Raw genomic sequence first — 26537 nt, 5'->3', positions numbered from 1 at the left:
AAAAACCGCATATCTTCATGAGACATGCGGATTTATCTTTCGTTTTTGATATAGAGGACCATGAGTGCACTGCATAAATATAATATGGAGCTTGCATAAAAAATGAAGTAAACGTTAAAGAAATCAGCAAACAGGCCGCCAAGCATAATGGCAATGGATGAAAATAGAGCTGTCCAAAAATGATAGTGACCGACTTCTTTCATTCGTTTGTTCTCTGTTGTCAGATCAGTAACAAGCAGTTTCTCCCCGTGTTTTTGAAAGCCGCCAAGTGCACCAAGTGCAAGCTGAATGATATACACTTGCCCCACTTCTGTTATATGCGGAAAAAGCAGTAAAAGAAACGCCATACCGAACGAATGAATGATTAAAAAGATCCGCTTGTCGGTGGTTTCTGGCAGTTTCCCTAATAGTAAATGAATAAACGCACCGCTTAAACCAAACAGACCATAGGCGAGTCCAAATTGTGAATAGCTTGATCCAACATTTTTAATAAAAAGAATGTAAAAGGGAAATATCAAACTGCTGGCGAAAAACAGCAGACTTTGTGAGTAGACGAACCATTTCATTGCTTTTGCATTCATTGTGTATTGTACCTCTCATAAAAGTAGTTGGTAAACGTACCATCTGGATCTGCTTGTTTTTTCTTTTGGAAGAATACATCGGTTTTAGGGTACGCCCGCTTCATTTGCGCCTTCGTTTGATAGGGCATGTACGGTAAGTAATAGCTTCCATCGTGACGAAGCGTGATATCTGTCATTTTTCGAATGATCCGCTCTGCTTCGGCCTTCTCTTCTTTTTCGAACCCGTAATTCACTAAAAGCACAAGGGCAAACATATCTTGTTTCGCATACGAGAGATCCGCTTTTTCATTTTTTTGTACATAGCGTATTGTGATATTCATTAGATTCAAATCTTCCTGTTGTAAAAAGGCTCTCATGTCATCGATGTACGCACGAAAACGGTCAACTGGGACGAAATATTCCTGCAGCACATCCGTGTCTGACTCATTTTCATATTCTAAAAAGGCTGAATCAGACCGCATCACATTGTTTCTTGTGATCAGCTGATCATTTTGACTTAGGAAATACTTCTTTTGCAAATTCCAGAGCAGATCTTTCCCCATATCAAATCTTCTTGAAAGGCCGAGCATAAATTTTAATGGCATGACGAGTTGATCTTCTTTCAGCTCTTGATATGATTCAATTTCTTGATCTGAAGTGAGAGAATAATTCGTCACATACATCTCTTTCAAAAAGTTTGTTTTTGCTGTGGAGATTCTGGCAAGATGCATGCGTACTTCTTTATTGTGGTTGACATGCTTTTGAAAATATTCCGTATACTCATCGTAACCCAGAGAGGTTGTCTCCATTTTATATAGTTCATCTTTTGTTAAAGAAAGCTCAGCATCTAAAATGACACCAAACAACCCGTATCCCCCAATGACAGCAGTAAATAAATCATCGCCTGGTTTCACCGTGATAATCTCTCCGTCTGCTTTTAACAGCCGGAATGAACGAACTGTGTCAATGAGTGATCCGTAGCGAATGTCACGTCCATGTGCATTTGCACTTAAAGATCCGCCAATTGTAAAGATATTCTGCGATTGCATCACCTTCACAGCAAGCCCATATGGATTCACATATTTTTGTATATCATCCCATGTAGCACCGCTTTGAACTCGAATCGTTTTCTTTTTTGGATCAAACGCTAAAATCTGGCGGTATTCCGTCATATCGAGCACGATGCCGTTTTCATAATAAGTGTGGCCGCCCATGCTGTGCTGTTTGCCGGCAATTGAAATCGGCAGTTTTTTTGCTTTTGCTTCTTTCAATACTTCTTTTAACGTGTCTATCTCTTTTCCTTGAACAACTTTTTTAATTTTGACAGGCATGAGATGACTGACATCAGTAAAAGCCTCAAGATCCTGTTTTTTGTGTACTTGGCCTTCTCGTATAGTGATTGATATAAGAAATGCAGCAGCATATACGATCAAAAGAACGATCCATAGCCATTTTTGTTTCATGATAGGTACTCCGTTCTATAAAATTACAACCATTATATCAAGCTACTCTCTTCCTCCACCTTAATTTTTCATAAAAAAACCTGGCATGAGTTCAACTCATACCAGGCATTTTTCATTTTTGCTTATTGAATACCGAGCGCAATTTTTGCGTATCTTGACATTTTGTCTCGTGTCCAAGGCGGATTCCATACGATGTGAACTTCTGTTTCTTTTACTTCTGGAAGATCACTTAATGCTTTTTTGACTTCATCCACGATAATTGGTGCAAGAGGACACCCCATTGATGTTAAGGTCATGGTGATATCCGCTTTTCCATTCTCATCAAGATCGACATCATAGACAAGTCCAAGGTTGACGATGTCGACATTCAGCTCAGGGTCAATCACCTGTTCTAGGGCGCCTAAAATATTTTCTTTCAATGCTTCATCCATGATATCCACTCCTTTTTCCATTAGTATAACGTACTTTCTCTTATGACTAAACGTTTGTGCTTTTCAGATGTGTCACAAACCAGTCAATCGTTTCAAACATCGCTTGTCTTGAGACTTTATGGCCTGCTTGTCCATCAGTAATAAAGCGAATCAGATGCGGATCCTGCTTATATTGTGTGGCCGCTAACTCATCATATAGGGATTTTGCGTGCCGGTAAGGGACGACAGGATCATTTTCTGCATGCCAGAATAAGAGCGGTCTTTTGTTTAATCGATCCGTTTGCAGCGTTAAATCATATGGGCGCAGGGCGTCTAATTGCAGATGAACCTCTTCGTCTGTAATGTCTTTCATCAACCCTTTGTGACGCATGTCCATGATTTGTGCTTTTAGAAACGTCGTATAGTTTGGACTTCCCATCAAGCTGACAGCGGCTTTGATCCAATCATGCTTGGCAAGTGCACCAAAGGTGGTGATGCCGCCCATGGATGTACCCGCAACGCCTATCAGATCGGCTTCAATCAATTGTTTTTCTTGAAAGTATGTTTTGAGTATATCGATTTCACGAATTTCGTTCAGGACAATTTCCCAGAACTTTGATGCCAGTTCCTCTAAGCTGAGGTTTTCTGACCTTACACCATGATAAGCACAGTCAGGCAAAATGACTCTCATGCCTTTTTCCGCCAAATGGAAGGCGAAGTGTAAATTATGCTCACGTGCACTTGTAAATCCATGAATAAAAAATACAAGCGGCAGCGGTTTGTCTTTATTTTCAGCTTTTACGATATGTAAAAATGGAATATCGCGCTCAATTTGCTCATCAATGGTGATCACAGCCTATGAATCCTCCTTTATCATTCCCGTCTTTGTTTATTTTAACATGTAGACAACAAAGATGTGATAAAGATACACTATAGAAAGAGGCGCTAACATGAAATTGCCTCCTATTACTTACAGATCAAAGGAGATTTTATGGAGACTAAACCTTATCTAATCGCACTTGACCTGGATGGCACATTATTAAAAGATGATAAAACCATTTCTGCGCATACACTTGACGTCATTCGAAAAGTGAGAGACAGCGGTCATCACGTCTGTATATCAACAGGCCGGCCATTTCGTTCCAGCTCTCCTTATTATCAGCAATTACAGCTTGATTCACCCATTGTGAATTTTAACGGAGCGTTTGTCCATCATCCTCTTGATGAAAAATGGGGCAGATTTCATACGTCACTTGATCTTCAAGTAGTCAAACAGCTTGTAGACATTAGTGAAGAGTATAAAGTGCACAATGTGTTAGCTGAAGTGTTAGACGATTTGTATTTCCATTATCATGATGAAAAACTCATTGATATCTTTAATATGAATGCAAACAAAGTCACTGTTGGAGACCTTAGGGACAACCTTGGAGAGAATGTGACGAGCGTGTTAATTCATGCAAAAGAAGAGGACGTCGGGGCCATTCGAAGCTATTTATCAGATGTTCATGCAGAAGTGATTGATCACAGGCGCTGGGCTGCCCCGTGGCACGTGATTGAAATCATTAAAACAGGCATGAACAAAGCCGTTGGACTGCAAAAGATCAGTGATTATTACGGTGTTCCTAAGGAGCGGATTGTGGCATTCGGAGATGAAGACAATGATTTAGAAATGCTTGAATTTGCTGGATGCGGTGTAGCAATGGGCAACGGAATTGATGCCGTGAAACGAGTCTCAAATGAAGTCACTGATACAAATGAAGAAGATGGGATTGCAAAGTTTCTAACGAATTACTTCTCGCTTTAATTTTTCCATTCATACATAGCAGATGGAAGCGGGCATACTACCGTTAGACAGGTTGTCCTGTCAGCTTGTGTAAAGGGGCGGATTCCGAATGGGTAAAAGAAGCAAATCGAAACGCTTTATACAACAAGGTAAAGATTCAGTCAGTCTTCATGACGCACGTTTTCCTTATCGTTCGACACTTGAAGAAGCGTCAGACAGAGGAAATATGAAGACTGATGCTTCTGGAGGTTCATTGTGAGAAACGAACTTTTTGATCAAGCCAAATCATTTACTGAAGAAGCTCTTACTTCTTCATTTTCATCTGGGTTAGAGCGTCAGCAGGCAGTCAAACGAGCGAAAAATGCTGTATCCTCTGCATTTGCCAATTCGACAGATGCAGAAAGAAACCAGCTGCATACTTTCCAAGACTTGCTCGATGATCTCTAACATAAAAAAGCTGTTCACCTAATGTGGACAGCTTTTTCTGATCCCTCGCTTATTTGACTTGGAATGTTTTCTTTTCCGTGATTTGTTTCAGCCCTTCTGCTTTTCCTTTAAACGTTACGACCGCTTCGTATGTTCCCGGCTTTACACCGTTTGACCACGTATCTTGAAAGTCATAGGCCTCGCCTTTTTTCAGCACAAAAGTTTGGATGGCCTGTGTGAACATACGGTCTTTCGAATAGCGGTATTGTTCATCCCCGTTTTCGTCAAACACACTAAGTTCGAATTTTTGACTTGTGTTAAAGGTAAATTCAATATCTCGATCTGATTCATTTTTCAGTGACATGTTAAATTGAACTGAAGAACCTTTCTGGACGGGGTCTACTGTGAGCTCAACCGTTTTTTCTCCCATTTGACCGGATACCTCCTTGTCTGGTTCATCCTTTTTTTGTTGTCCACAAGCGGCTAAAACCAATAGAATGAGAAGAAGCACTAACCCTTTTTTCATCTGCTACCCACCTTTAATCTCGTCTGAAAAATCCAAGAATATTGGTTGTCTGCACAATATTTGTAAAGGCTTTTGGATCGACTTCATTAATAATTTGTTCAAGTTCATACAGCTCATACCTTGTAATGACGATCACCATCATTTCCTTTTGCTCGTTGGTAAATGCGCCTTTTGCAGGTACAGTCGTAATGCCTCTGACCATTTTTCCATAAATGGCTTCTTTGATTTCATCTGCTTTCTTCGTGACAATCATCGCGGTCAGCTTCTCATGTCTTGTATGGATGGCATCAATGACCCTTGTGGTCACATATAATGTGACAAGGGTATATAATGCTTTCTCCCAACCTTGTAATAATCCTGCTGTAAAAATGATGATTCCATTTAAAATGAAGAAATACGTGCCAACTGGTTTATCCTTCCACTTCGCTAAAACCATAGCAACAATGTCGAGTCCGCCTGTCGATGCCCCGTATTTGAGCGTGATCCCAATCCCTACTGCGGATATGACACCGCCAAACACAGCATTTAACAAAATATCGTGGGAAACACTCGTTTCTGGTAAAATGCCAAGGAAAATGGTCGTCAGTGCAACACTGATGATGCTGTACAAAGTAAAGGAACGGCCAACTTTCATCCAGCCTAAAATGCCGACTGGAATGTTTAAAATAAATAATAGAATCCCTGTTGATACATAAAATGGCGCATATTGATCGATTAAGCTGGATAACAGCTGGGCTACCCCTGTAAAACCGCTCGCATATACGTCAGCTGGGATTAAGAATAAATTCAGCCCAATCGCATTGAGTAATGCACCAATAACGACGACAATGAGTTTTTTTGCTTCTCCAATGAACATGTTGTCATTCCTCCACTTACCATTCTCTCTATGGTTTTCCCTAAAATTTAGAATTTGAACACGAAAAGATGATTTCTATGATATAGTTAGGCTAAAAAGATGGAAATTATAGCTTATTTTTTTAGAAAGAAGGGATTTATATGACTGTTCATATCATAGCAGACAGTGCTGCTGATCTGCCTCTTTCCTATTATGATGAACATAACATAACGCTCATTCCGCTCCGCGTATTGCTTGGCGAGCAGGAATTTGAGGATTTGATCACCATTGAACCAAAACAAGTATTTGATGCGATGAGACAAGGAGCCAGTCCAAAAACGTCACAGGCTTCACCAAACCGGATCAAGGAAACCTTTGTTTCTGCCGCTCAAACCCATACATCTGCCATCTATGTCGCTTTTTCATCAGAGCTTTCAGGCACATACCAGACAGCTGTGATGATGGCAAACGAAGTGAAGGAAGAATACCCTGATTTTGATTTACGAATCATTGATTCTAAATGCGCTTCACTCGGCTATGGGCTTGCTGTCAAACACGCTCAATCACTTGCCATTGACGGAAATACAATACAAGAAATTGAAACGTCTGTAAAGCATTTTTGTGAATCTTTACAACATATTTTTACTGTAGACGATTTATCGTATTTAGCAAGGGGCGGAAGAATCAGTAAAGCGTCCGCATTTGTTGGCGGTTTGTTAAGCATTAAGCCCATTTTACATGTCGAAGATGGAAAACTCATCCCGCTTGAAAAAATCCGCGGACGTAAAAAGCTGCTGAAACGCATTATTGAACTAATGAAAGAACGCGGAACGGATTGGTCGAACCAAACGGTTGGTATTAGTCATGGTGATGATCCTGCACTGGCGGAAGACATGAAACAGCTGATCGAAGCCGAATTTCATCCAAAGGAAATTGATATTCAGATCATCGGCGCCGCTGTTGGGTCCCATTCAGGACCTAGCACGCTTGCGATCTTTTTTACAGGCAAATGATCATAAAAAGCACCCTTCCCTGACACAACACGGGAAGGGTGCTTTTCTTATGAAAGTTTAAATCGCTGGACGGTTTCATTTAACCTCGCCGTCATACTCATCAATTCTTCGACCTGTTTGTTCATTTGATGGAACGATTGCAGCTGTTCATTGGCTGAGGCAGAAATTTCTTCGCTGCCAGCTGCTGTTTCTTCTACCACTGCACTAATATTTTCAATCGAGTGCAGTACTTGTCCGCCAAGTTCTGTTGATTGCATAATTTGGTCATTTAAGACCGCCATTTCTTGTTTAATATGCTGCGCTTTTGTTTCTATATCTTCAAAGGAGTGTGAGGTTTTGTCCATCGCATCCTGCTGCTGAAGTGAAAGCTTGACCCCTTCTTGAACAGTTTGACTAATGGATTGAATGCCTCTTTCAATATGACTGACCATGTCAAAGATTTGTCTTGTTGCATTAGATGATTCATCAGCAAGCTTGCGAATTTCATCTGCTACAACGGCAAAGCCTTTTCCAGCCTCGCCTGCTCTTGCCGCTTCAATGGCTGCGTTTAAGGAAAGCAGGTTTGTTTGGTCCGCAATGTCAGAAACCGTTTTGGCCATGGCCGAGATTCCGCTGGCGTATTGCGTGAATTCTCCTGCTGATTCTTCGATTTGTCTCGTGGCATGTGTATTTTTTTCAATCGCTGTTTTTGTTTCTGTTAACGTGTGCTTTCCGCTTTCTACGGCTTCGATGGCATCCTCTGTACTGCGGATGACCGTTTGCGAGCGTTCGGAATTTTTACGTCCATGCTGGTCCATTTTCTCAATCAAGCTGACGCCGTGCTGGAGATCTTCTGAAATCGCTTGTGACCCATTGGCCATTTCATCTGTCGAAACAGATACTTGATTCGCAGACTCCATCATCTTTTTGTTTTCATCATTCAGGTGGATCGAGAATGTCTCTACTCGGCTTGAGACATTGCTGATTTCTTTAATCAGACTAATCAGCTGATCTGTCATTTGATTAAAGGATTCATTCAAGCCGCCGATTTCATCCTTGCGCTGAATATCCATCCGCTCCACAGCAAGATTGCCTTCTGCGATCTGCTTTGCTCTGTAGGATAGTGATTTGATGGGTGTCACGATGGATCGCGTTAATCCAATATTTAAAAAGACGGCAATGACAATCAGTGTGAGGGCTGAGACGAGTGCACTTGTGATAATCCATTGGACATTGTCTGCTGCAGCCTCTAGATTTTGTTTATACGCTTCTTCTGCTCTTTTATTCATCGTATGCACATCGTTTAAAACGCCATCAATTCTTGCTGCCACACGTCTTGCATCCGATGCGTTTTTTTCACCAATGGCATTGTTTGCTTCCTTGGTCCACGTGTCATATTTTGAATTTAACCTTGTTAATGCCTCTTTGTTCATATTTCCTGCATGTTTTTTTAACGTTTGCAGCTGTTTTTTTGCTGTAGAAATATCGTTTTGAACGATCTCTAGCTGTTCATCTGAGAGTGTCATCGAATAATTGGTCATGGCTTGCTCGACACTTTCAAAGCTTGCCTTCGTTTTTTGTACATTTAATAAGGTTTGGACATCTGTCTCATTTGATGATTGGATCTTTGTCATGCTGACAATGATAAAGGCGATAACGCCAACTGCTAAAAGAAGTGAGATAAGTGAGTTGAGTAAAATTTTGACGCGTAAGCTCATGATGCGCCCCCCTCTTCTTTTAGAAGCGTCTGCTTCAGACCATTTAATTTTTTGGTCAGTGTCTCAGCATTTTTCAGGATCCGGATTTTTGCCATATCGATTCCATCATTGCTTAAGTCATAGACAACATGCCCGCTTTTCATTTGATTGTTCTTGACGAGCTGTTCGCTGAATTGATAGACCACTTCATCGACTTTTTTCACCATAGACGAAATGACCGCTTTTTCAGCAGTATAGTACTGATCGCTGTCTACACCAATGGCATATTTCCCCTGTGACTGTGCTTCTTTTAATACACCGACACCTGTATAACCGGCTGCCGCATATAAAACGTCTGCTTTCTTTTTGATCATGTCTTTGGCTATTTTACTCCCCTTGCCTGCATCACTAAACGTACCGGCATAGGTAGATAAAATCTTGATTTTCGGATTGACTGATTTGGCGCCTTTTTGAAATCCTTTTTCAAAACGATGGATGACATCTGCGTCAACACCGCCAACAAATCCAATGACATCGCTTTTCGTTGTCATCGCAGCAAGTGCACCTGCTAAATAGCTGCCTTGCTCTTCTTTAAATGTCACAGAGGTCACATTTTTCAGCTCAGATACAGCATCGATCAGAAGGAACTGCTTCTTCGGATATTTCTTCGCAACTTTTTCTAGGTCTTCTTGCATACTGAAACCTACACCAATGACAAGATCATTTCCATCTTTTACGAGTTCTGTCAGCCCTTTTTCATATGTATCAGTTTCTGCAATTTCTCTATAATCAAATTCAATGCCAAGCTCATCACGTGCTTTTTCTAATCCTTTAAATGATGAATCGTTAAATGATTGATCACCAAGACCATCATCTGTGAGCATAACGCCAATATGCTTCGCAGTTGATTTTGGCGCCCCCTCCTGTTGATTACCGCATGCGGCGAGCACCATAAGCATGGCTGCCATCAGAAGTAATGAAATCTTCACTTTCATCCAAAAACACACTCCTTTTATCATCCTTACTCCTTTTTTATCGGATTTGAGAGGCGTTGTTTCAATGATATAGTGAAGGTTTTTCATGACTTTTTTCATAGAAAAAATCCATTATTTAAGACAAAAATAAAAAAGTGAGCAAATGCTCACTTTTTCTCGTATGTCCATCCTTCTTTTTGGTAAACTAAATCATTTTTCATGAGATGACCTAGTGCTCGTTTAAAGGCTGCTTTGCTCATTTGAAATCTTTCGCGGATATCCTCTGGATCACTTTTGTCTCCATAAGGCATAGCGCCGTTTCTTGTTCTCATATAGGTTAAAATTTCTTCTGCATCGACAGATAATGCATCCTGTTTTCTAGGAAGCAGAGAAACGTTCACGGTTCCATCCTCTTTCACTGCAATGACGCGTCCTGTAACGGTCGATCCTAATCTTGGCTCTTCCTTTCGTTCCGTGCGGTGAATAAACCCTCGCACGCCTGTATCTGTCAGCATAAAAGAACCTGTCGCAATTAAACGATAAATTGTTCCAGTGATTTCTTTGTTCATTAAGGTTTCTGGTGCCTCTGTGAACAATTCACTGATTACGTCTTCTGTGGCTGGTTTTGCGAACATTCTGCCGTAGCTTGTGACTTTCAGCATACAGTAGAGTTTGTCTCCTTTTTTCGGCCATGCTTCCTCAAAAGGCGGGAGGTGTTCTGTTGCAACAAGTGCATCCTTTGACAGCCCAACATCGACAAATGCGCCCATGTCTTCTACCACGTCCACGACTTCTACCCAGCCGTATGTATGTGCGTTAATTGTAGGTATTTTCATCGTGGCAGCGAGTCTTTCTTCATGATCTACATATAAGTAGACCTCTACTTCATCTCGGTCACCAATATCTTCTGTCATTTCACTGCGATGTAAGAGGACCGAATCTTCACCGTCTGTCAAAAAGTAGCCGTATTCCATTTCGTTCTCTATTTGCAAGGTCAGTTGCTCACCTGGTCTCATGTTCTCTTCCTTCCTATCTGCCCATAAAAGAGCGTTCGTTCATCTTTTGATTCACTCTATTCTACTATACTTCTTCCTGCATGAACATCTCTAGTTCTGTTAGCTAAAGTGGACAAACTGGACACGATTTATACGGCTGGCGCCTTTACTCTTTGATAAAGTTTTCTTCTTCTGCTATTTGCATGATAAAATAGACGCAATATCTAAACTTGGAGGTCATGTGTGATGGCAAAAGAAAGCTCATTTGACATTGTATCGAAGGTTGAACTGCCTGAAGTGCAAAACGCTGTTCAAGCAGCGCTGAAAGAAATTAAAAACCGTTATGATTTTAAAGGAAGTAAAAGTGATATTTCTCTCGAAAAAGAAGAGCTCGTTCTCATCTCTGATGATGACTTCAAACTTGAGCAGCTAAAAGATGTGCTTGTGACAAAGCTGATCAAACGAAATGTTCCAACTAAAAACATCGATTACGGAAAAACCGAGCATGCCCTTGGCGGTACAGTACGCCAGCGTGCGAAGCTGATCAGCGGGATTGATCAAGACAACGCCAAAAAGATCAACGCGCTTATCAAGCAGTCTGGTATCAAAGTGAAATCACAATTTCAGGATGACCAAGTGCGTGTGACAGGGAAAAATAAAGATGATTTACAAGAGGTAATTTCTCTTATGCGCAAGGCTGATTTGCCGATTGATGTCCAATTTATAAATTTTCGATAAATTTCAAATTTTCCATTGATTATTTCTGCATTTTTCGTTACAGTTGATGGAAGTTCAATTCATTGACATGTTCATATTGCTTTCTTATCAAGAGAGGCAGAGGGACTGGCCCTGTGAAGCCTCAGCAACCGGTGTAGTAGAAATCTATTTTCTATGACCAAGGTGCTAAATCCAGCAAGCAACTGCTTGGAAGATAAGGAGAAGAATTACGATACAGCCAAAAAGTCTTCTTCTTATCAGAAGGCTTTTTTTGTTACATAGAAATAAGGAGGAATACAATGGGCCTATTACAAGACTTACAAAACCGCGTACTGATAGCTGATGGAGCGATGGGAACACTTTTATACTCTTACGGCATTGACCGCTGCTTTGAAGAATTAAATTTATCGAAAGAGGATGAAGTGAAACGGGTGCACGAGGCATATGTGCAGGCAGGCGCTGACATCATCCAAACAAACACATACGGCGCGAATTATATTAAACTATCCCGCTACGGCTTAGAGGAAGAAACAAAACGCATCAATACAAAAGCAGTACAAATTGCAAAAGCAGCCGCAGGCTCTGCTTATGTACTCGGAACAATTGGCGGCATTCGGACGTTTAACAAAAATGCCTACTCTATAGAAGAAATCAAACGAAGCTTTAGAGAGCAGCTGTACATTCTATTAAATGAAGAACCTGACGGATTGTTGCTTGAAACGTATTATGACATAGAAGAAGCAAAGGCTGTTCTTCAAATTGCCCGAAAAGAAACGACTCTCCCGATTGTCATGAACGTCTCTATGCATGAACAAGGCGTTTTGCAGGATGGTACCCCGCTGAAGGATGGTTTATCTGAGTTATCATCTCTTGGTGCAGATGTTGTCGGCATCAACTGCCGGCTAGGCCCTTATCACATGATTCAGGCACTCGAAGGCGTTCCACTTTTGGAAAATTCGCATTTATCTGTCTACCCTAACAGCAGTCTCCCCTCTCTTGAAGCAGGCAGACTCGTCTATGATACAGATAACGATTATTTCCGAAAAAGTGCACTTGAATTTAGAAATCAGGGCGCACGTATTATCGGAGGCTGCTGCGGAACAACACCTCAGCATATTAGCGCAATGGCTGAAGCGGTCAAAGATTTAGCACCGATCACTGAAAAAGAAGTAAAGGTGTTAAAAGAAGAAATCATTTCCATCCAAGATCAGCGCACTGAGCCAGGTCTTGATGAGCTGGCTGTGAAAAAACGTTCGATTATCGTAGAGCTTGATCCGCCGAAGAAGCTGAACTTCGAAAAATTTCTCGTTGCTGCAAATGAATTAAAGGATGCTGGCATTGATGCATTGACGTTAGCCGATAATTCTCTTGCGACTCCGCGCATTAGCAATGTCGCTTGCGGCGCATTATTAAAGCAGCAGCTTGATATGCGTTCTCTTGTTCATATCACATGCCGCGACCGTAATTTGATTGGACTTCAATCTCATTTAATGGGGCTCGACACCCTTGGATTAACCGATATTTTAGCCATCACAGGCGATCCATCTAAAATTGGAGACTTCCCAGGTGCAACATCTGTGTATGATTTAACCTCCTTTGATTTGATTCGTCTCATCAAACAGTTTAACGAAGGCCTTTCTTTCTCAGGAAAGCCACTTGGCAAAAAGACCAATTTTTCAGTGGCTGGCGCATTTAACCCAAATGTGCGCCATATTGATAAAGCAGTCAAACGTCTTGAGAAAAAAATCGAATACGGTGCTGATTATTTTATTTCACAGCCTGTTTATTCTGAGGAACAGCTTGTGAAAATCCATGAGGAAAGCCGCAACTTGGATAAACCGATTTATATCGGCATTATGCCGTTAACAAGCAGCCGAAACGCCGAGTTTATTCATCACGAAATTCCAGGTATCAAATTATCTGATTCTATTCGTGACATTATGGCCAAAGCTGGCGAGGATAAAGAAAAGCAGCGAGCAGAAGGCTTAGCGATTGCCCGCTCTTTATTAGATACAGCCTGCGAATTGTTTAATGGCATTTATTTAATTACTCCTTTCCTTCGATCAGATTTAACAGCAGAACTGACCACCTACATCCATCAGAAAGAAAAGGAGTCTAACGTCCATGTCAACTATCACTGAACAGCTCAAAAAACGCATCCTCGTCCTTGATGGGGCAATGGGCACAATGATTCAAAACGCCAACCTGACAGCAGAGGACTTTGGCGGAGAAGAGTATGAGGGCTGTAACGAGTATTTGAATGTGACAGCCCCTCACATCATCTCTAATATCCATAGGGAGTACCTCGAAGCAAATGCTGACCTCATTGAAACAAATACGTTCGGCGCGACAGAGCTCGTCCTTGATGAATATGGGCTTGGCCATCTTGCCTATGAACTCAATGTTCGAGCTGCGCAGCTGGCAAAGGCAGAAGCTGACCGTTTCTCCACACCGGAAAAGCCTCGTTTTGTTGTAGGCGCAATGGGTCCGACAACGAAAACATTATCTGTAACAGGCGGCACAACCTTCAGTGAGCTCGTCAGAAACTATGAAGAGCAGGCCCGCGCTCTGATTGACGGAAAGTGTGATGCCCTTCTTTTAGAAACAAGCCAAGATATGCTGAATGTAAAAGCAGGATTCAAAGGGATTCAGGAAGCCTTTCAGCAGACGGGCATTCAATTACCACTCATGGTATCAGGAACGATTGAACCGATGGGCACCACCCTTGCTGGTCAAGATATTGAAGCCTTTTATATCTCTCTTGAGCATATGAAACCAATCAGTGTGGGCCTTAACTGTGCGACTGGTCCAGAATTTATGACAGACCACATCCGCACGCTCTCCTCCATCGCAAAATCAGCGGTGAGCTGCTATCCGAATGCTGGTCTCCCAGATGAAGAAGGCCAATATCATGAATCCCCTGCCTCTCTTGCTCAGAAAATCGCCGCCTTTGCTAAGAAAGGCTGGTTAAATATCGTCGGCGGCTGCTGCGGGACTACACCTGCGCATATTCAAGCATTGTCAGATGAAGTACACACGCTTCAGCCGCGTCATATCAATCGCGAATCACCGCAGCATACCGTATCAGGAATTGAGCCCCTTATTTATGAGGATTCGATGCGTCCTCTTTTTGTAGGCGAACGGACCAATGTCATTGGTTCTCGCAAATTCAAACGGCTCATTGCGGAACAAAAGTTTGAAGAAGCAGCAGAAATTGCTCGTGCTCAAGTGAAAAATGGCGCTCACGTCGTTGATGTGTGTCTCGCCGATCCAGACCGTGATGAGGCAGCAGACATGGAAGGCTTTTTACAAGAAGCCATGAAAAAGGTGAAAGCCCCTTTTGTCATTGATTCAACGGATCAACACGTGATTGAAAAGGCACTCACCTATTCTCAAGGGAAAGCCATCATCAATTCCATCAACCTTGAGGATGGCGAGGAACGCTTTGAAGAGATTCTTCCTCTTGTAAAGCTATATGGCGGTGCACTTGTTGTTGGCACGATTGATGAAATAGGAATGGCGGTGACAGCAGAACGAAAGCTTGAAATTGCTGTACGTTCTCACGATTTACTAACGAGGAAGTATGGTATTCCCGCAAGTGACATCATTTTTGATCCGCTTGTCTTTCCCGTAGGCACTGGAGACGAGCAATATATTGGCGCCGCTGAAGAAACGATCAAAGGCATTAAAATGATCAAGGAAACCCTGCCTGAGTGCCTCACCATTTTAGGCATCAGCAACGTATCTTTTGGACTTCCGCCTGTTGGTAGAGAAATCTTAAATGCCGTCTATTTGTATCACTGCGTGCAAGCAGGGCTTGACTATGCCATTGTCAATACAGAAAAGCTTGAACGCTTTGCTTCCATTCCAAAGGAAGAAATCAAACTAGCTGAAACCTTGCTTTATGAAACAAATGATCAAACACTGGCTGAATTCACCCAATTTTACCGCGGCAAAAAGAAAACGGAGAAAAAACCAAAGGTCTCCTTATCACTTGACGAAAGGCTGGCGCTCTACGTCGTCGAGGGAACGAAAGAAGGTCTCATCGATGATCTATCCCTTGCGTTGGAGCATTATGAATCGCCGCTTCATATCATCAATGGCCCGTTAATGCAGGGAATGGCTGAAGTTGGTCGTCTTTTTAATCAAAACGAACTGATTGTAGCCGAGGTGCTCCAATCGGCAGAGGTCATGAAAGCATCTGTTTCGTTTCTTGAGCAATATATGGAAAAGCAGCATGCGAGCGGGAAAGGAAAGATTCTACTTGCGACCGTAAAAGGAGATGTCCATGATATCGGGAAAAACCTTGTCGACATCATTTTGAGCAATAACGGCTTTCAAGTGGTCGACCTCGGCATCAAGGTGACACCTCAAACATTGATTGAAGCTGTGCAAAAGGAAAAACCAGATATGATCGGGTTATCAGGCTTACTTGTAAAGTCCGCCCAGCAAATGGTACTAACCGCTCAAGATTTACAAAAAGCAAACATTTCTGTTCCTATTTTGGTCGGCGGTGCTGCCCTTTCTCGTAAATTTACAAAAATGAAAATTTCGCCTCATTATGATGGACCTGTTCTTTATGCAAAAGATGCGATGGACGGACTGTCATTAGCCAATGAGTTAAAAGCGAATCCTCTTCAATTTCAAACAGAGCCGCAAGAGGAGCCAGCAGCACCTATCAAGGAAAAAGAAGGAAAGCAGCCGAAAGCTGTCATTGAATTACTAGAAAAACGCGCAGCACTCCCGAAGGCACCGGTATTCACGCCAGAAAATACCACACGCCATTATGTGAGGGACATCGATTTGCATCATATTATGCCTTATGTGAATGAACAAATGCTTATTGGTCATCATCTCGGCTTAAAGGGAAAGGTCAAAACCTTATTAGCTGAACAGCACCCAAAAGCATTGGAATTAAAACAGCTTGTCACAGATCTTCTAAACGAAGGCAGAGAGAAAAACTGGTTTGCGCCAGCATTTGTGTATCAATTCTTCCCTGCCAGTTCAGACGGAAATGATTTGCATATTTATGATCCCGAAGAGCCTGACCGCATCATTGAAACGTTCCAATTTCCAAGGCAGGAGAAGCTCCCGTACCGCTCTATTTCTGATTATGTACGGAAAAGTGATGAAAACGAGAAAGATTATATTGCCTTATTCGCCGTCACAGCCGGCGCACGTATACGTGAAGTCGCGCAGCAATTTAAGCAGGAAGGAGATTATTTAAAAATGCATGCTGTCCAAGCTCTGGCACTTGAGCTTGCAGAAGGATTAGCTGAAAGAACCCACCAAGTAATTCGTGACAAATGGGGATTCCCTGACCCCGTCGATTTTACAATGGAAAAACGATTCCAAGCGAAATATCAAGGGCAGCGCTATTCCTTTGGTTATCCAGCGTGTCCAAATCTTGAGGACCAAGAAAAGCTGTTCAAGCTGCTTCAGCCTGAAAAAATCGGCATCCATCTGACAGAAGGATTCATGATGGAACCTGAAGCATCTGTTTCAGCGATCGTCGTTTCCCACCCTGAAGCTCGATATTTTAATGTTCATTAAGACTAGAACCCGTCATTGGGGGGTCTTTTTTGATACACGCTGAGAGGAAAAGGATCTCCCTTTTCCTTTTTCTTATGCCTTTTATGGTACGATACATATAGATGAAATCAGCTAAGAAGGAGTTGCGTGTATTGGAAAACGTTGTACAACGAACTTTAACACTTGATGACATACCCGATCTTATCGCATTGTCAAAAGAGGTCGACTGGCCTGATTACAATGCGGATGAGCTTACATCTCTTTTAACAAACGGATATTTTACAGGTTTTTCAACAACAGATGGACAAGTGATCTCATGTGCAGGACTTTTCCAATATGATAAAGCAGCATCAATTGGTACCGTTATTGTATCTGAGACGCATCGCGGCTTAGGCCTTGCACGGAAAATGATTGACACCCTGCTTCGCAGAAGCAATCAAAGTGTTCCTGTCGTTTTAACTGCTACTGTACAAGGACAGCCCGTTTACGAAAAAATCGGATTTCAAACGGCCGGCTATATTCATACATACAAAGCACAGACCACGAATCCATCGGCTTTTCGTGTGTCAGGCGGGATTCACCTTTCTCCTGCTGATGAAACGGACCTGCCGTCTATTGAAGCACTTGACGAAAAAGGTGCAGGCACCAATCGATCAAGCTTTATAAGAAAGCGAATGGAACGAGCATCGTTCCGGCTGATCGCAAAGAATGAGCATCATGAAACAACTGGCTTTGCATTTGGCGTCGAAACCCCTGCTAATCTAATGATTGGACCGCTTACAGCAAACGATGAACAAACCGCTCTCTCGCTCATCCAATCACTCATCTCGTCTTATTCAGGTGCAATTCGTATAGATATGCAGGAAGAAACTGCTGAACGCCTGCATGAAACACTTGTTGAAGCAGGATTTACGAAAACAAACGTAGCCCATTTTATGATGATTCGCGGGAAAGAAAAACTAAATGATCCCGCCCTTTTCTATTCCCTTGCCTCTCAAGCATTTTCTTAAAAAACAAACAAGCTGTAGACATTTGATGTCTACAGCTTTTCTATTACTTCTCCCCAACTGACGAAAGAACATGAGCGAGTGCATTTGTGACCTTCCCATGCTCTGAAGCATGCGGGCGGTCATCACCATCTCCATAGCCATAATCAATCATTCGATTACGATTTAAGCAAAGCTTTGTCAGCTTCGGCTGGAATAGATCAAATAATTCAAAACGGTCTTTCAACTGCGGGAATTGCTTTTGATACTGCTGAATTTCTTCAGCAAGCAAACGCCAAAGAGTCGTTTCATCTAACAGATCGTGATTGTCTAATACGTTGGATACATAACGCAGATTGCAAATAAATAATCCTGTAAAGATAAATTGTACTAGACCTTCTGGCGGCTCACTGCGCAGCACTTCTTTTAAATCTTCTTCTAATGAAGCTAATTCAGGCAGCGGCTGGTCACTTATATTCACATCATCAACGAAATCTTTGATCGCCAAACGATGAGGCTGATGATTTTTTAACACAAGAATTGTATTTTGCCCATGCGGTGAAAAGACTGTGCCGTATTGATACATAAAGTGCAGCAGCGGCGGCATCACGACATGGAAGAACTTCGCCATCCATTCTTTTGCTGAGAGACCTGATTTTTCAATCAGCTGCTTGATATACGGCTCACCTTCATGATCCTCATAAGTGAGTGCCGCAAGTGTAACAGGGCTCTCCCCTTCTTCTAAGTACGTATAAATGCTTTCTCTAAAAATGACACCGAGCATCTCAAGATATTGATACGGCGCACCAGGCAGTTTGCTGTAGTATGGATGATCGACATTGATACTTGCATTCTCACCTGGTAAAATGACGCGGCAGACATCAGATAAAAATGAGTCTTGATCGGCAATCCCTTTAATATGCGCTGTAATGCGCGGGGCAATGACCGTACGTTCTGATGGGAGTCCACGGTACACGAGCGTATTTAAAATACTCATTGGCAGTTTAATATGATGCTTGTCTTTATTTGAGATATTTGTAAAGGTTCTGATCGACTGCTGCGGGATATATTGATCCAGCCCCTCTCCCAAATACACAATCCGGCGCAAGGCCAAATCTTCCGGGAAATGCTGAATAATCATATGCGTCCACTGCCACTGATGAACAGGCATCATATAATAGTCAGCTGCATTCAGTCCTTCATCCTTTAACACACGTTGAAATTGACGAATCGTGACTTCATCTAATTCTTTGGCGATTACCTGCTCATAGTTTTCATGATCGACTGCATGGAATGTCGCAAGCTCTCTATGTACAGCAATCCAAGACAGCTGCACACATTCCTGCCGTTCTGGTGAATAAGCTAAGTAATCATCGTAGCTGAATCCTATACGCCCTTTGTTATACACAATCCAAGGATGGCCTGTCATTTCTCCTTCAATCCATGCATAATCCGTATCTGTCAGTTCAACCGCACGAAGTGCTTTTTTCGACAGCAAATGGACATCGGCTAACAAAGTATGGTGAAGCTCTTTGATAAGATGGCCTGTTGTATCAGAAGACATTGGAATGATCGGCTGAATGTCTAGTAAAAACACAATGGCACTGACATCCTTTGACCATTTTCCATCTTGACAGCACTCAATTGATTCAGCGATTGTATCAAAACTATCAAACAACCGAGGTTTTGCCAGATAACGATATTTCTTATGTTCGTGAATGATTAATTCATACTGCGCGATGCCATCCTTACAATCCAGCTCTACAGGATGAAGCATGTCCTCATACATGTATTCAGACAGCATTTTTGCCACCATTCGCTGGTTTGCCTTTTTCCAAGCAGCAGGATTCACCGCTTTTTTCAATTCATCTTGTACACTCATCGCTTCATCCTCCTTATCCTTTGATTTCTTCAAATGTGTGTGCGTTCTTGTGTGTACCAAATGTCTGGAAGACGTGTTTTTGATAAAGTGGATACACAGTTTGACGAGCAAGTTCATTGATGATCACACTGTTTCGATAAGCCCCCAGCCCCAAATCTGGAGCACCGACCCCATGTGTATGAAGCTCTGCATTTTGTACAAAAATATCATTTTCACCCATCGTATTTGTTTTCAAACGATATTCACGTTCAACTTGGAATCTCCCTTGATCATCCCATTGAATGTGATGAGAAATAGGATTGATAAATGGCGGCAGAACGGATTGATAGCCAGTCGCCAATACGACAATATCTGTCTCATGTGTAAAGGATTCTTCCTTGACCCATTGGGTGCATGAAAGTGATAATCTGCCTGTAGTTTCCTCAATCAAGTTAACCTCTGTCATGGCTTGAAGCACTGTGTTCAGCTGCTTTCCACAGGCAGAACGTTCATAAAGCAAATGATAAATATCACGAATCATCGCCGAACTGATACCTTTATACAGCAAGTCTTGCTGTTTTAATAACGCATCCTTTTTGCCCTGCGGAAGCTCATAAAAGAAATCAATATAGTCAGGGGAGAAATACTCAAGTCCAAGGTTTGAATATTCCATTGGGAAAAATCCTTTTGACCGTGTGAACCAGTGAATATCCTTCGCTTCATCATCTGATAAAATGTCATAAAACACTTCTGCCGCACTTTGACCAGAGCCGATAACTGTTACAGATTTCCCTTTGAAACAGCCTTCTTTCTTTCGATTTAAATAGTCAGCTGAGTGAAAAACCTTCTCTCCTAAAGCTGGCTGGAGCGATGCGGGTATCGCCGGCTGCGTGCCAATTCCTAAAACGAGATGTTTGCTTTCAAACACCTCTACAGTTTGGTTCTTTACATGACGGACATGCACTTCATACCGCTTTTCTCCTGCCTTTTCGATCAGTGAGACAGATTCGACGTTCATGCCAAATCGGCAAGAGTCTAACTGGTCAGCGACCCAGCGGCAATAATGACTGTATTCCTTGCGCGGGATATGGAAGTCTTCTAGAAAGTAAAATGAATACAAACGGTTTTGTTCCTGCAAATAGTTGAGGAAGCTATATTTGCTTTTCACATCTGCCATGCTGACAAGGTCCGCTAAAAATGGGACTTGCAGTGTCGTCCCTTCAATGAGCATCCCTGGGTGCCAGTGAAAGGCTTCACTTCTTTCAAAAAACAAAGCGTCGATTTCATTTACCTCTTCAGATAATGCGGCAAGCCCCAGGTTAAACGGGCCAATGCCGATCCCAATTACATCCACTACATTATTTTGCTTGTTGAACCGCGTCATGGTTATACTTCCTTTCGAATCGTTCTCGATCACAAAACATCAAAAGACCTGTTTTATCGGGTAAAGTGACTGGTTTCACACGTTCGAAGCCGCATTTCTCAAATACATGAATCATTTTTTCATTGCGAATATCCGGCTCAGCAACGATTTTTTCTGTTCGTTTGTTCTGCTCAAATTGAAATGCTGTCATTGCCTGAAGGAGCGGCGCAGCAAATCCTTTTCCCACATAATCCGGCTCCCCTATTAACAGGTGGATGCCTTGATCATGCGGAGAAGGCTCATAGTAGGATTCAATGATATCCCCTTTCACGTTGTAAGCCTCAAAATAACTCACTGGCGTCCCATCAATCGTGCCTAAATAAAGGGTTTGATGCGGATCATGTATAGCCTGATAAAAATGCTTTTCAAAATCAGGAAACGGAATATTCAAATGCCAAAATGGGTGAACGTACTCTTCTTGCATCCACTTATGGACAAGCTGGACGTCTCTTTCATATTCAGCACGAATAAACCTGATGCGATGCCTCATCCAATCAGCGCCTCCTTATGTAAAAAGAGCGGATTCAAGACAGCCGTGTAACGAGACTGTGTTTCCAGAGAGCCTGTCAGCTCATCCATATCTTCAAATCGTGTCAGCAAATTCGCTTTTGAAGGAAGTTCTTTTGAGCGGAGAAGGCTGTTAGTCAGATCAGATGCTCCGTACGTCTCCTCATGAGCGAGCAATGTATCTCTCACGAGTGCCAGCAAATCTTCTTCCTTTGCAAGGCCTTCCGTGCCAAAGCCATTAATGAGACCAAATAAATGATTAAAGAAGAAATAATAACGGAGTCTCTCAACGGCTACATCATCCGCACAAATGGTTTCACTTCTTACGCTCAAGTTTTGAACTAGATTCGCGAGCTTATCTTTTTTTGATTCACTATAATAGTAGCCTTGGTTGTCACGATAATAGAAGGTCTCTGGATAACCATCCTTCATTTGCACAACAGCATTTTGCTGATGGGCCTCGAGTGCAAGACCATACGTTTCAAACAGCCAGAGCATCGGCTTTAACGAAATGGTCAAATATTGTTTAAACCAATCTTGGCTGACCGCTTCTGTTGACCGGCCTTCTGCGTCTGCAAGTTTATGAATAATTCCTGCTAATCTCGATTTTCCTCCGTACGCATGATCCTGACACAGCCCCGCAATTAAGCTTGCGCCTTTTTCACGATGCAAGAATGGATTTTGACGAATGACCACTTCAAAGCCTGATTCCGCTTCATCTCCTCGAATAGATAGATATGCGGGATCTTCAACGACCCGGAATCCAGAGAATTTTTCATATAAAGAAACGCCTAATTCTGTTTTTAAGATGCGGGACATCTCTACTCCTCGATCCAGTTCCTTTTGTTTATTGATGCGTAACGAGTTCGTAATTTTCACAGGAACAGAGAATTTGAGCATGTAAGCAGAATCCTTTTGATAGACCGTTCTAAAGGATGAGGTCGCTGTGTATTCAGACCCCAGCGGGCCTAAATAAGTCAGTTTCCCCTTCTCTATATAACGCTTCACGAATGCCTTCTCCATGACCACTTTGACTTGCAGCGGATGAATCGGAATGAGCACATATTCTCCGTTTTCTGTTAACCTATTCAGTTTCTCTGTTTCTTCTGGCACCTGACGCGAAAGCTCTTCTAACATGAGGCTTGCCGCAGGTTGTGAAATAGACGAATCCTGAAGCACAATCGAATGGTGCGCTTTAAAGTAATGAAGCTGGAAAGCTCCTTTCAGCTCAGGAGAATAGACGGCTTCCTCCTCTTCTGTCATTCCTTGTCTGCTTTTTGGTGTAGGATGTGTTAAATGTCCAAGGAGAAGTGACTGCTCAGCCTCGATGTACTCAAAATCAGCTTGAGATAAAGCAGCTTGATCACTTTCTCTCTCCCGTAAGAAACGTTCAATATTTCGGCAGCTTAAAATGATGCGAAGCATGAATTCATCCTCTGCATCTGTGCGGCCATATGCAATGAGAAGCTCCTTTGAACATAAAGCAACAAGTGTCGTGTAATCGACGATCGTTCCCTCTTTTTCACTGCCACTTGGACGAAAGCGAATCGGAAAATTAAAGAGATGGCGGCCTACAGATGAAAAATATCGGATCGGAATCACAAGCTCAAGGTCTTGCTTTGCTAGTTTTGCCACGAATACAAGCGAACCATCTGCTTTCGTCTCTTTTTTTGCAGATCGATCGATTCCTGTTTCACGTAAAAAACAGTTTAAAAAGCTTTGCATAGTTGCATTTTCAGCCATTTGTTTATATTGACTCAACGTAGTACCCTCCCGGATTGAATATGAGCGATCCCGATATCAACGATGTCAGAAAGGATTTCCTCAATATGTGTGATTGTCGTTCTCGGATTTAACAAAGTGAATTTTAAGCATGTTTGACCATCCACCACTGTTTTCGCAATGACAGCAGTTCCTGATTTGAATAGCGTTCGATGGATGATTTTATTGATGTCATCCCCACCCTTAAATCGAAACACTACTGCATTGATTTCTGGCTCAGGATTGATCACTTCAAGGTGATCATTGCTTTCAATAAGCGCAGCCACATCCTTCGCAAAATCAATGGTATGGTCAATGATGTCACCAAACCCTTCCTCTCCAATTAGACGAAGAGAAAGAAGTAATTTCAGTGCGTCAAACCGGCGCGTCGTTTGGACAGATTTATGGACGAGGTGTAGTATTCCATCCAGTTCATCTTCCTTTGGATTGAGATAATCTGCATGATAATGAATCAAACCAAAATGCCTTTTATCCTTCAGCAAAAATGCCCCGCAGGAGATCGGCTGATAAAATTGTTTATGAAAGTCGATCGTGATGGAATCTGCAAGCTCGATACCGTCTAATTTCCGTCCGTAGGTTTCGCTTAATACAAGCGCACCGCCGTAGGCAGCATCTGCGTGAATCCACAAACCGAATGGCTTGACGATGTCATACACATCTCGAACCGGGTCAATACTGCCAAAATCAGTTGTCCCGCAAGTCGCAACTACCGCAAAAGGCAGGAGATCCTGTTCTTTTAACTCAACAAGTTTCTTCTTCAAATCATTGAGGTCCATACGGTGATGCTCATCCGTTTCTACTAGAACGACTGCCTGCTCCCCTAAGCCTAGCTGTGATGCAGATTTCTTCACAGTGAAGTGAGCATTCTTAGAGCAAAGAATTCTCATGCGGTGAGCCTCACTTGGCAAGCCTTTCTGCTGAACATTCCATTGCCATGTGTTTTCACAAAATGCATCTCTTGCAAGAAGCAGTCCCATGTAGTTAGATTGGGTGCCACCGCTCGTAAATGTCCCATCTGCTAGATTTCCATAAGAAAACTTCGCACATAGCCACTTTAAAATTTCCTCCTCAACCAAAGATGCAATACCGCTTTGATCGAAGGAATCCATTGATTGGTTAAAGGAGCTCACCATCACCTCTGCGGCAAGAGCAGGGATAAGCGGCGGACAATGCAAATGTGCCAAGCATTTAGGATGCGATACATCAACGAGATGCGGCAAAAGGTGCTGCTTTAAATCTTGAAAGACAGATTCCATTGATTCGCCAGACGGTTGAAACTGAAATAAGGATTCGACACTAGCCGCTAATTTCCCAGGCAATATTCCGCTGTATGGTCCTTCGTCTTTTTGCCACTGATCCAGTAAGCTGTCGATAGATGTATGAAGAGCCGCTCGGAAGGACTCTCTTCCAAGCTGGCTTTGATTGATAAATAATGAATCTATAGAAGCTTTAGTTGATTGCATCGTAAACGGCCTCTTTGAAAATAGCGATGACTTGTTCAAGCTGTTCTTCTGTCATGATCAATGGCGGTAAGAATCGAATGACGCTACCGAAACGGCCTCCTGTCTCTACAATTAAGCCTTTGTCGAAGCAATTCTTTTGAATGAGACTGGCTAGCTCAGGATTTGCTGGATAACTTCCATCTACATCCTGCTTTTCATTTGGATTGACAATTTCAGCACCAATCATTAATCCTCTTCCTCGAACATCACCGATAGCAGGTACATTTTTTTGAATGTCTTTTAAATAAGCCTGCATGCGATTCCCTAACTGGTCTACATGATCAAGCAGATTGGTTTCTTTTATAAATTTAAGCGTAGCAGTTCCTGCAGCCATCGCCATTTGATTTCCTCTAAATGTGCCAATGTGTGCACCTGGATTCCATTGATCCAAATCTTGATCATAAATCACAACTGAAAGCGGCAGGCTTCCACCAATGGCTTTAGATAATACAATAACGTCTGGCACAATTCCCGCATGTTCAAAGGCAAACATCTTGCCTGTTCGGCCAATGCCTGATTGAACCTCATCGATAATGAGCGGAATGCCTTTTTCTTTTGTGATTCTTCTCATTTCTTTTATCCATTCAATAGATGCTGGAATTGAACCTCCCTCACCTTGCACTGCTTCAAAGATCATACCTGCTGGCGGAAGAATACCACTTTCAGGATCATTTAATACACGCTCAATATAAGAACTGGAAATACGGTGTGAATCTTTCCCGCCAATGCCAAATGGGCAGCGATATTCATATGGATAAGGCATGAAATGCACATCTGGAATTAACCCTTGCACTCTTTCCTTTGGAGACAAATTTCCGCTTAATGACATCGTGCCATGTGTCGCACCGTGATAAGCACCGTGGAAAGAAAGAATGGAACGATTTCCTGTCGCTGTCTTGACTAATTTAATCGCAGCTTCTATCGCATCACCGCCAGTTGGTCCACAAAATTGAATTTTTGCTCTCTTTGCAAACTCTTCTGGCAGGTGAGAAAAAATTTCATTCACAAACTCTTCTTTAATTTCTGAGGTTATGTCCAACGTATGCAATGGTCTTTTTTCATGAAGCATACGTTCAATAGCTTCTATAACAACCGGATGATTGTGACCAAGTGCAAGTGTTCCTGCGCCTGCCAGACAGTCATAAAACTCTCTGCCATCTGCATCTGTCACGATCATACCCTCGGCTTTTTGCATGGCTAATGGGAACCGTCTCGGGTAAGACCTTGCATTAGATTCTCTTTGACTTTGCTGCTCTAAAAATTGCTGATTTTTAGAAACGGTTTTGATGGACATAATAAAACACTCCTCCAATTGATAAAGATTATCATTTTCATTTATTAGCCTAGAGGATGTGTGATAGGAAAGTCAATTGTATTCAAAAAGATGATTCAAAAAGCATATGAATGCAATATTCTCTTTTTAATGAGTATTTTCGAGTAATTTTTACAAACCTTACTGCCATAAGGAGATGGAACGCATGAGACGGTTTGATATTGAAAAAAATTACAAATCATTCTTCCTGGTTCTTTTGTTCTACTCAACTCAAAGCGCTCATTTTATGAAGA

The 26537-nt window shown here is 42.2% G+C and carries 23 protein-coding genes and 1 riboswitch; of the genes, 8 read left to right on the top strand and 15 right to left on the bottom strand.

The window, feature by feature from the left end; translation table 11 throughout:
- Window positions 1–32 precede the first annotated feature (32 nt).
- The 4 genes from BAE31_RS15135 to BAE31_RS15120 form a co-directional block, all read right to left on the bottom strand.
- Entirely contained in the window at window positions 33–581 is a 549-nt protein-coding gene (locus BAE31_RS15135; protein ID WP_076840846.1) for an MFS transporter, read from the bottom strand.
- A complete protein-coding gene (locus tag BAE31_RS15130; protein WP_076840845.1) occupies window positions 578–2023 on the bottom strand; it encodes an FAD-binding oxidoreductase in 1446 nt (481 codons plus the stop codon). The genes BAE31_RS15135 and BAE31_RS15130 overlap by 4 nt, the downstream gene beginning before the upstream one ends.
- A gap of 122 nt (window positions 2024–2145) precedes the next feature.
- Window positions 2146–2454: a metal-sulfur cluster assembly factor gene (locus BAE31_RS15125; RefSeq protein WP_024425066.1), complete on the bottom strand. Its 309-nt coding sequence runs from the start codon at window positions 2452–2454 to the stop codon at window positions 2146–2148.
- A gap of 46 nt (window positions 2455–2500) precedes the next feature.
- Entirely contained in the window at window positions 2501–3286 is a 786-nt protein-coding gene (locus BAE31_RS15120; RefSeq protein WP_076840844.1) for an alpha/beta fold hydrolase, read from the bottom strand.
- Between the two features lie 138 nt (window positions 3287–3424).
- Here BAE31_RS15120 and BAE31_RS15115 point away from each other — a divergent pair, with 138 nt between their 5' ends.
- From BAE31_RS15115 to BAE31_RS15105, 3 genes are all read left to right on the top strand, one after another.
- On the top strand, window positions 3425–4237 hold the full coding sequence (locus BAE31_RS15115; protein ID WP_076840843.1) for a Cof-type HAD-IIB family hydrolase: 813 nt from the start codon (window positions 3425–3427) through the stop codon (window positions 4235–4237).
- Between the two features lie 88 nt (window positions 4238–4325).
- Complete coding sequence (locus BAE31_RS15110) at window positions 4326–4475, top strand: hypothetical protein (RefSeq protein ID WP_024425069.1); 150 nt, start codon at window positions 4326–4328, stop codon at window positions 4473–4475.
- Window positions 4472–4663, top strand: coding sequence for a DUF3813 domain-containing protein (locus BAE31_RS15105; RefSeq protein ID WP_024425070.1), 192 nt, complete (start codon window positions 4472–4474; stop codon window positions 4661–4663). Before BAE31_RS15110 ends, BAE31_RS15105 begins: the two co-directional genes overlap by 4 nt.
- A 49-nt stretch (window positions 4664–4712) precedes the next feature.
- Here the strand turns inward: BAE31_RS15105 and BAE31_RS15100 are convergent, their stop codons facing one another.
- A complete protein-coding gene (locus BAE31_RS15100; protein WP_041110090.1) occupies window positions 4713–5168 on the bottom strand; it encodes a BsuPI-related putative proteinase inhibitor in 456 nt (151 codons plus the stop codon).
- 13 nt (window positions 5169–5181) lie between these two features.
- Window positions 5182–6024, bottom strand: a complete 843-nt coding sequence (locus BAE31_RS15095; RefSeq protein ID WP_076840842.1) for a YitT family protein — start codon at window positions 6022–6024, stop codon at window positions 5182–5184.
- A gap of 140 nt (window positions 6025–6164) precedes the next feature.
- On the opposite strand from BAE31_RS15095, the gene BAE31_RS15090 reads away from it, so the two are divergent.
- Window positions 6165–7016 carry a DegV family protein gene (locus tag BAE31_RS15090; protein WP_024425073.1) on the top strand — a complete coding sequence of 284 codons (852 nt, stop codon included), beginning with the start codon at window positions 6165–6167 and terminating at the stop codon, window positions 7014–7016.
- A gap of 47 nt (window positions 7017–7063) precedes the next feature.
- Here BAE31_RS15090 and BAE31_RS15085 read toward each other — a convergent pair whose 3' ends face one another.
- The 3 genes from BAE31_RS15085 to BAE31_RS15075 form a co-directional block, all read right to left on the bottom strand.
- Window positions 7064–8713, bottom strand: a complete 1650-nt coding sequence (locus tag BAE31_RS15085; RefSeq protein WP_076840841.1) for a methyl-accepting chemotaxis protein — start codon at window positions 8711–8713, stop codon at window positions 7064–7066.
- Complete coding sequence (locus BAE31_RS15080; RefSeq protein ID WP_041110190.1) at window positions 8710–9687, bottom strand: BMP family lipoprotein; 978 nt, start codon at window positions 9685–9687, stop codon at window positions 8710–8712. The genes BAE31_RS15085 and BAE31_RS15080 overlap by 4 nt, the downstream gene beginning before the upstream one ends.
- 146 nt (window positions 9688–9833) lie before the next feature.
- Complete coding sequence (locus BAE31_RS15075) at window positions 9834–10682, bottom strand: CvfB family protein (RefSeq protein WP_025093387.1); 849 nt, start codon at window positions 10680–10682, stop codon at window positions 9834–9836.
- Window positions 10683–10907: 225 nt separating this feature from the next.
- Here BAE31_RS15075 and BAE31_RS15070 point away from each other — a divergent pair, with 225 nt between their 5' ends.
- The 4 genes from BAE31_RS15070 (at window position 10908) to BAE31_RS15055 (ending at window position 17920) form a co-directional block, all read left to right on the top strand.
- Complete coding sequence (locus BAE31_RS15070; protein ID WP_012009527.1) at window positions 10908–11399, top strand: YajQ family cyclic di-GMP-binding protein; 492 nt, start codon at window positions 10908–10910, stop codon at window positions 11397–11399.
- Between the two features lie 81 nt (window positions 11400–11480).
- A riboswitch (SAM riboswitch) is annotated at window positions 11481–11599 on the top strand.
- Window positions 11600–11677: 78 nt separating this feature from the next.
- Entirely contained in the window at window positions 11678–13519 is a 1842-nt protein-coding gene (locus BAE31_RS15065; protein WP_076840840.1) for a bifunctional homocysteine S-methyltransferase/methylenetetrahydrofolate reductase, read from the top strand.
- Window positions 13503–16931 (top strand): methionine synthase, encoded by a 3429-nt coding sequence (gene metH, locus BAE31_RS15060; protein ID WP_076840839.1) that lies wholly within the window; start codon window positions 13503–13505, stop codon window positions 16929–16931. The genes BAE31_RS15065 and metH overlap by 17 nt, the downstream gene beginning before the upstream one ends.
- Before the next feature lie 131 nt (window positions 16932–17062).
- Window positions 17063–17920 carry a GNAT family N-acetyltransferase gene (locus BAE31_RS15055; RefSeq protein WP_076840838.1) on the top strand — a complete coding sequence of 286 codons (858 nt, stop codon included), beginning with the start codon at window positions 17063–17065 and terminating at the stop codon, window positions 17918–17920.
- Window positions 17921–17963: 43 nt separating this feature from the next.
- On the opposite strand, the gene BAE31_RS15050 is transcribed toward BAE31_RS15055, so the two are convergent.
- The 6 genes from BAE31_RS15050 to BAE31_RS15025 are packed head-to-tail and all read right to left on the bottom strand — an operon-like array spanning window position 17964 to window position 26265.
- Window positions 17964–19778 (bottom strand): IucA/IucC family protein, encoded by a 1815-nt coding sequence (locus BAE31_RS15050; protein ID WP_076840837.1) that lies wholly within the window; start codon window positions 19776–19778, stop codon window positions 17964–17966.
- A gap of 13 nt (window positions 19779–19791) precedes the next feature.
- The gene (locus BAE31_RS15045) at window positions 19792–21141 is read right to left on the bottom strand and encodes a lysine N(6)-hydroxylase/L-ornithine N(5)-oxygenase family protein (RefSeq protein ID WP_076840836.1); all 1350 of its coding nucleotides are present in this window, start codon (window positions 21139–21141) and stop codon (window positions 19792–19794) included.
- Window positions 21116–21670 carry a GNAT family N-acetyltransferase gene (locus BAE31_RS15040; RefSeq protein ID WP_076840835.1) on the bottom strand — a complete coding sequence of 185 codons (555 nt, stop codon included), beginning with the start codon at window positions 21668–21670 and terminating at the stop codon, window positions 21116–21118. Before BAE31_RS15040 ends, BAE31_RS15045 begins: the two co-directional genes overlap by 26 nt.
- Window positions 21667–23448, bottom strand: coding sequence for an IucA/IucC family protein (locus tag BAE31_RS15035; RefSeq protein WP_076840834.1), 1782 nt, complete (start codon window positions 23446–23448; stop codon window positions 21667–21669). Before BAE31_RS15035 ends, BAE31_RS15040 begins: the two co-directional genes overlap by 4 nt.
- A complete protein-coding gene (locus BAE31_RS15030) occupies window positions 23445–24932 on the bottom strand; it encodes a pyridoxal phosphate-dependent decarboxylase family protein (protein ID WP_076840833.1) in 1488 nt (495 codons plus the stop codon). The genes BAE31_RS15035 and BAE31_RS15030 overlap by 4 nt, the downstream gene beginning before the upstream one ends.
- Complete coding sequence (locus BAE31_RS15025) at window positions 24919–26265, bottom strand: aspartate aminotransferase family protein (protein ID WP_024425084.1); 1347 nt, start codon at window positions 26263–26265, stop codon at window positions 24919–24921. Before BAE31_RS15025 ends, BAE31_RS15030 begins: the two co-directional genes overlap by 14 nt.
- Between the last annotated feature and the right edge of the window lie 272 nt (window positions 26266–26537).

This window comes from Bacillus sp. I-2 (assembly GCF_001974945.1).
Classification (GTDB): Bacteria; Bacillota; Bacilli; order Bacillales; family Bacillaceae; genus Bacillus; species Bacillus safensis.
The sequence above is the reverse complement of the archived record's forward strand: the minus strand, read 5'-3'. Positions and strand labels throughout refer to the sequence as shown.

Bases quoted from the DNA above. Each gene is read 5' to 3' on its own strand.
- BAE31_RS15090 (WP_024425073.1), top strand. From the start codon at position 6,165: ATGACTGTTCATATCATAGCAGACAGTGCTGCTGATCTGCCTCTTTCC.
- metH (WP_076840839.1), top strand. From the start codon at position 13,503: ATGTCAACTATCACTGAACAGCTCAAAAAACGCATCCTCGTCCTTGAT.
- BAE31_RS15065 (WP_076840840.1), top strand. From the start codon at position 11,678: ATGGGCCTATTACAAGACTTACAAAACCGCGTACTGATAGCTGATGGA.
- BAE31_RS15100 (WP_041110090.1), bottom strand. From the start codon at position 5,168: ATGAAAAAAGGGTTAGTGCTTCTTCTCATTCTATTGGTTTTAGCCGCT.
- BAE31_RS15110 (WP_024425069.1), top strand. From the start codon at position 4,326: ATGGGTAAAAGAAGCAAATCGAAACGCTTTATACAACAAGGTAAAGAT.
- BAE31_RS15040 (WP_076840835.1), bottom strand. From the start codon at position 21,670: ATGAGGCATCGCATCAGGTTTATTCGTGCTGAATATGAAAGAGACGTC.
- BAE31_RS15025 (WP_024425084.1), bottom strand. From the start codon at position 26,265: ATGTCCATCAAAACCGTTTCTAAAAATCAGCAATTTTTAGAGCAGCAA.
- BAE31_RS15030 (WP_076840833.1), bottom strand. From the start codon at position 24,932: ATGCAATCAACTAAAGCTTCTATAGATTCATTATTTATCAATCAAAGC.
- BAE31_RS15070 (WP_012009527.1), top strand. From the start codon at position 10,908: ATGGCAAAAGAAAGCTCATTTGACATTGTATCGAAGGTTGAACTGCCT.
- BAE31_RS15045 (WP_076840836.1), bottom strand. From the start codon at position 21,141: ATGACGCGGTTCAACAAGCAAAATAATGTAGTGGATGTAATTGGGATC.
- BAE31_RS15130 (WP_076840845.1), bottom strand. From the start codon at position 2,023: ATGAAACAAAAATGGCTATGGATCGTTCTTTTGATCGTATATGCTGCT.
- BAE31_RS15050 (WP_076840837.1), bottom strand. From the start codon at position 19,778: ATGAGTGTACAAGATGAATTGAAAAAAGCGGTGAATCCTGCTGCTTGG.
- BAE31_RS15095 (WP_076840842.1), bottom strand. From the start codon at position 6,024: ATGTTCATTGGAGAAGCAAAAAAACTCATTGTCGTCGTTATTGGTGCA.
- BAE31_RS15115 (WP_076840843.1), top strand. From the start codon at position 3,425: ATGGAGACTAAACCTTATCTAATCGCACTTGACCTGGATGGCACATTA.
- BAE31_RS15080 (WP_041110190.1), bottom strand. From the start codon at position 9,687: ATGAAAGTGAAGATTTCATTACTTCTGATGGCAGCCATGCTTATGGTG.
- BAE31_RS15085 (WP_076840841.1), bottom strand. From the start codon at position 8,713: ATGAGCTTACGCGTCAAAATTTTACTCAACTCACTTATCTCACTTCTT.
- BAE31_RS15125 (WP_024425066.1), bottom strand. From the start codon at position 2,454: ATGGATGAAGCATTGAAAGAAAATATTTTAGGCGCCCTAGAACAGGTG.
- BAE31_RS15075 (WP_025093387.1), bottom strand. From the start codon at position 10,682: ATGAGACCAGGTGAGCAACTGACCTTGCAAATAGAGAACGAAATGGAA.
- BAE31_RS15135 (WP_076840846.1), bottom strand. From the start codon at position 581: ATGAATGCAAAAGCAATGAAATGGTTCGTCTACTCACAAAGTCTGCTG.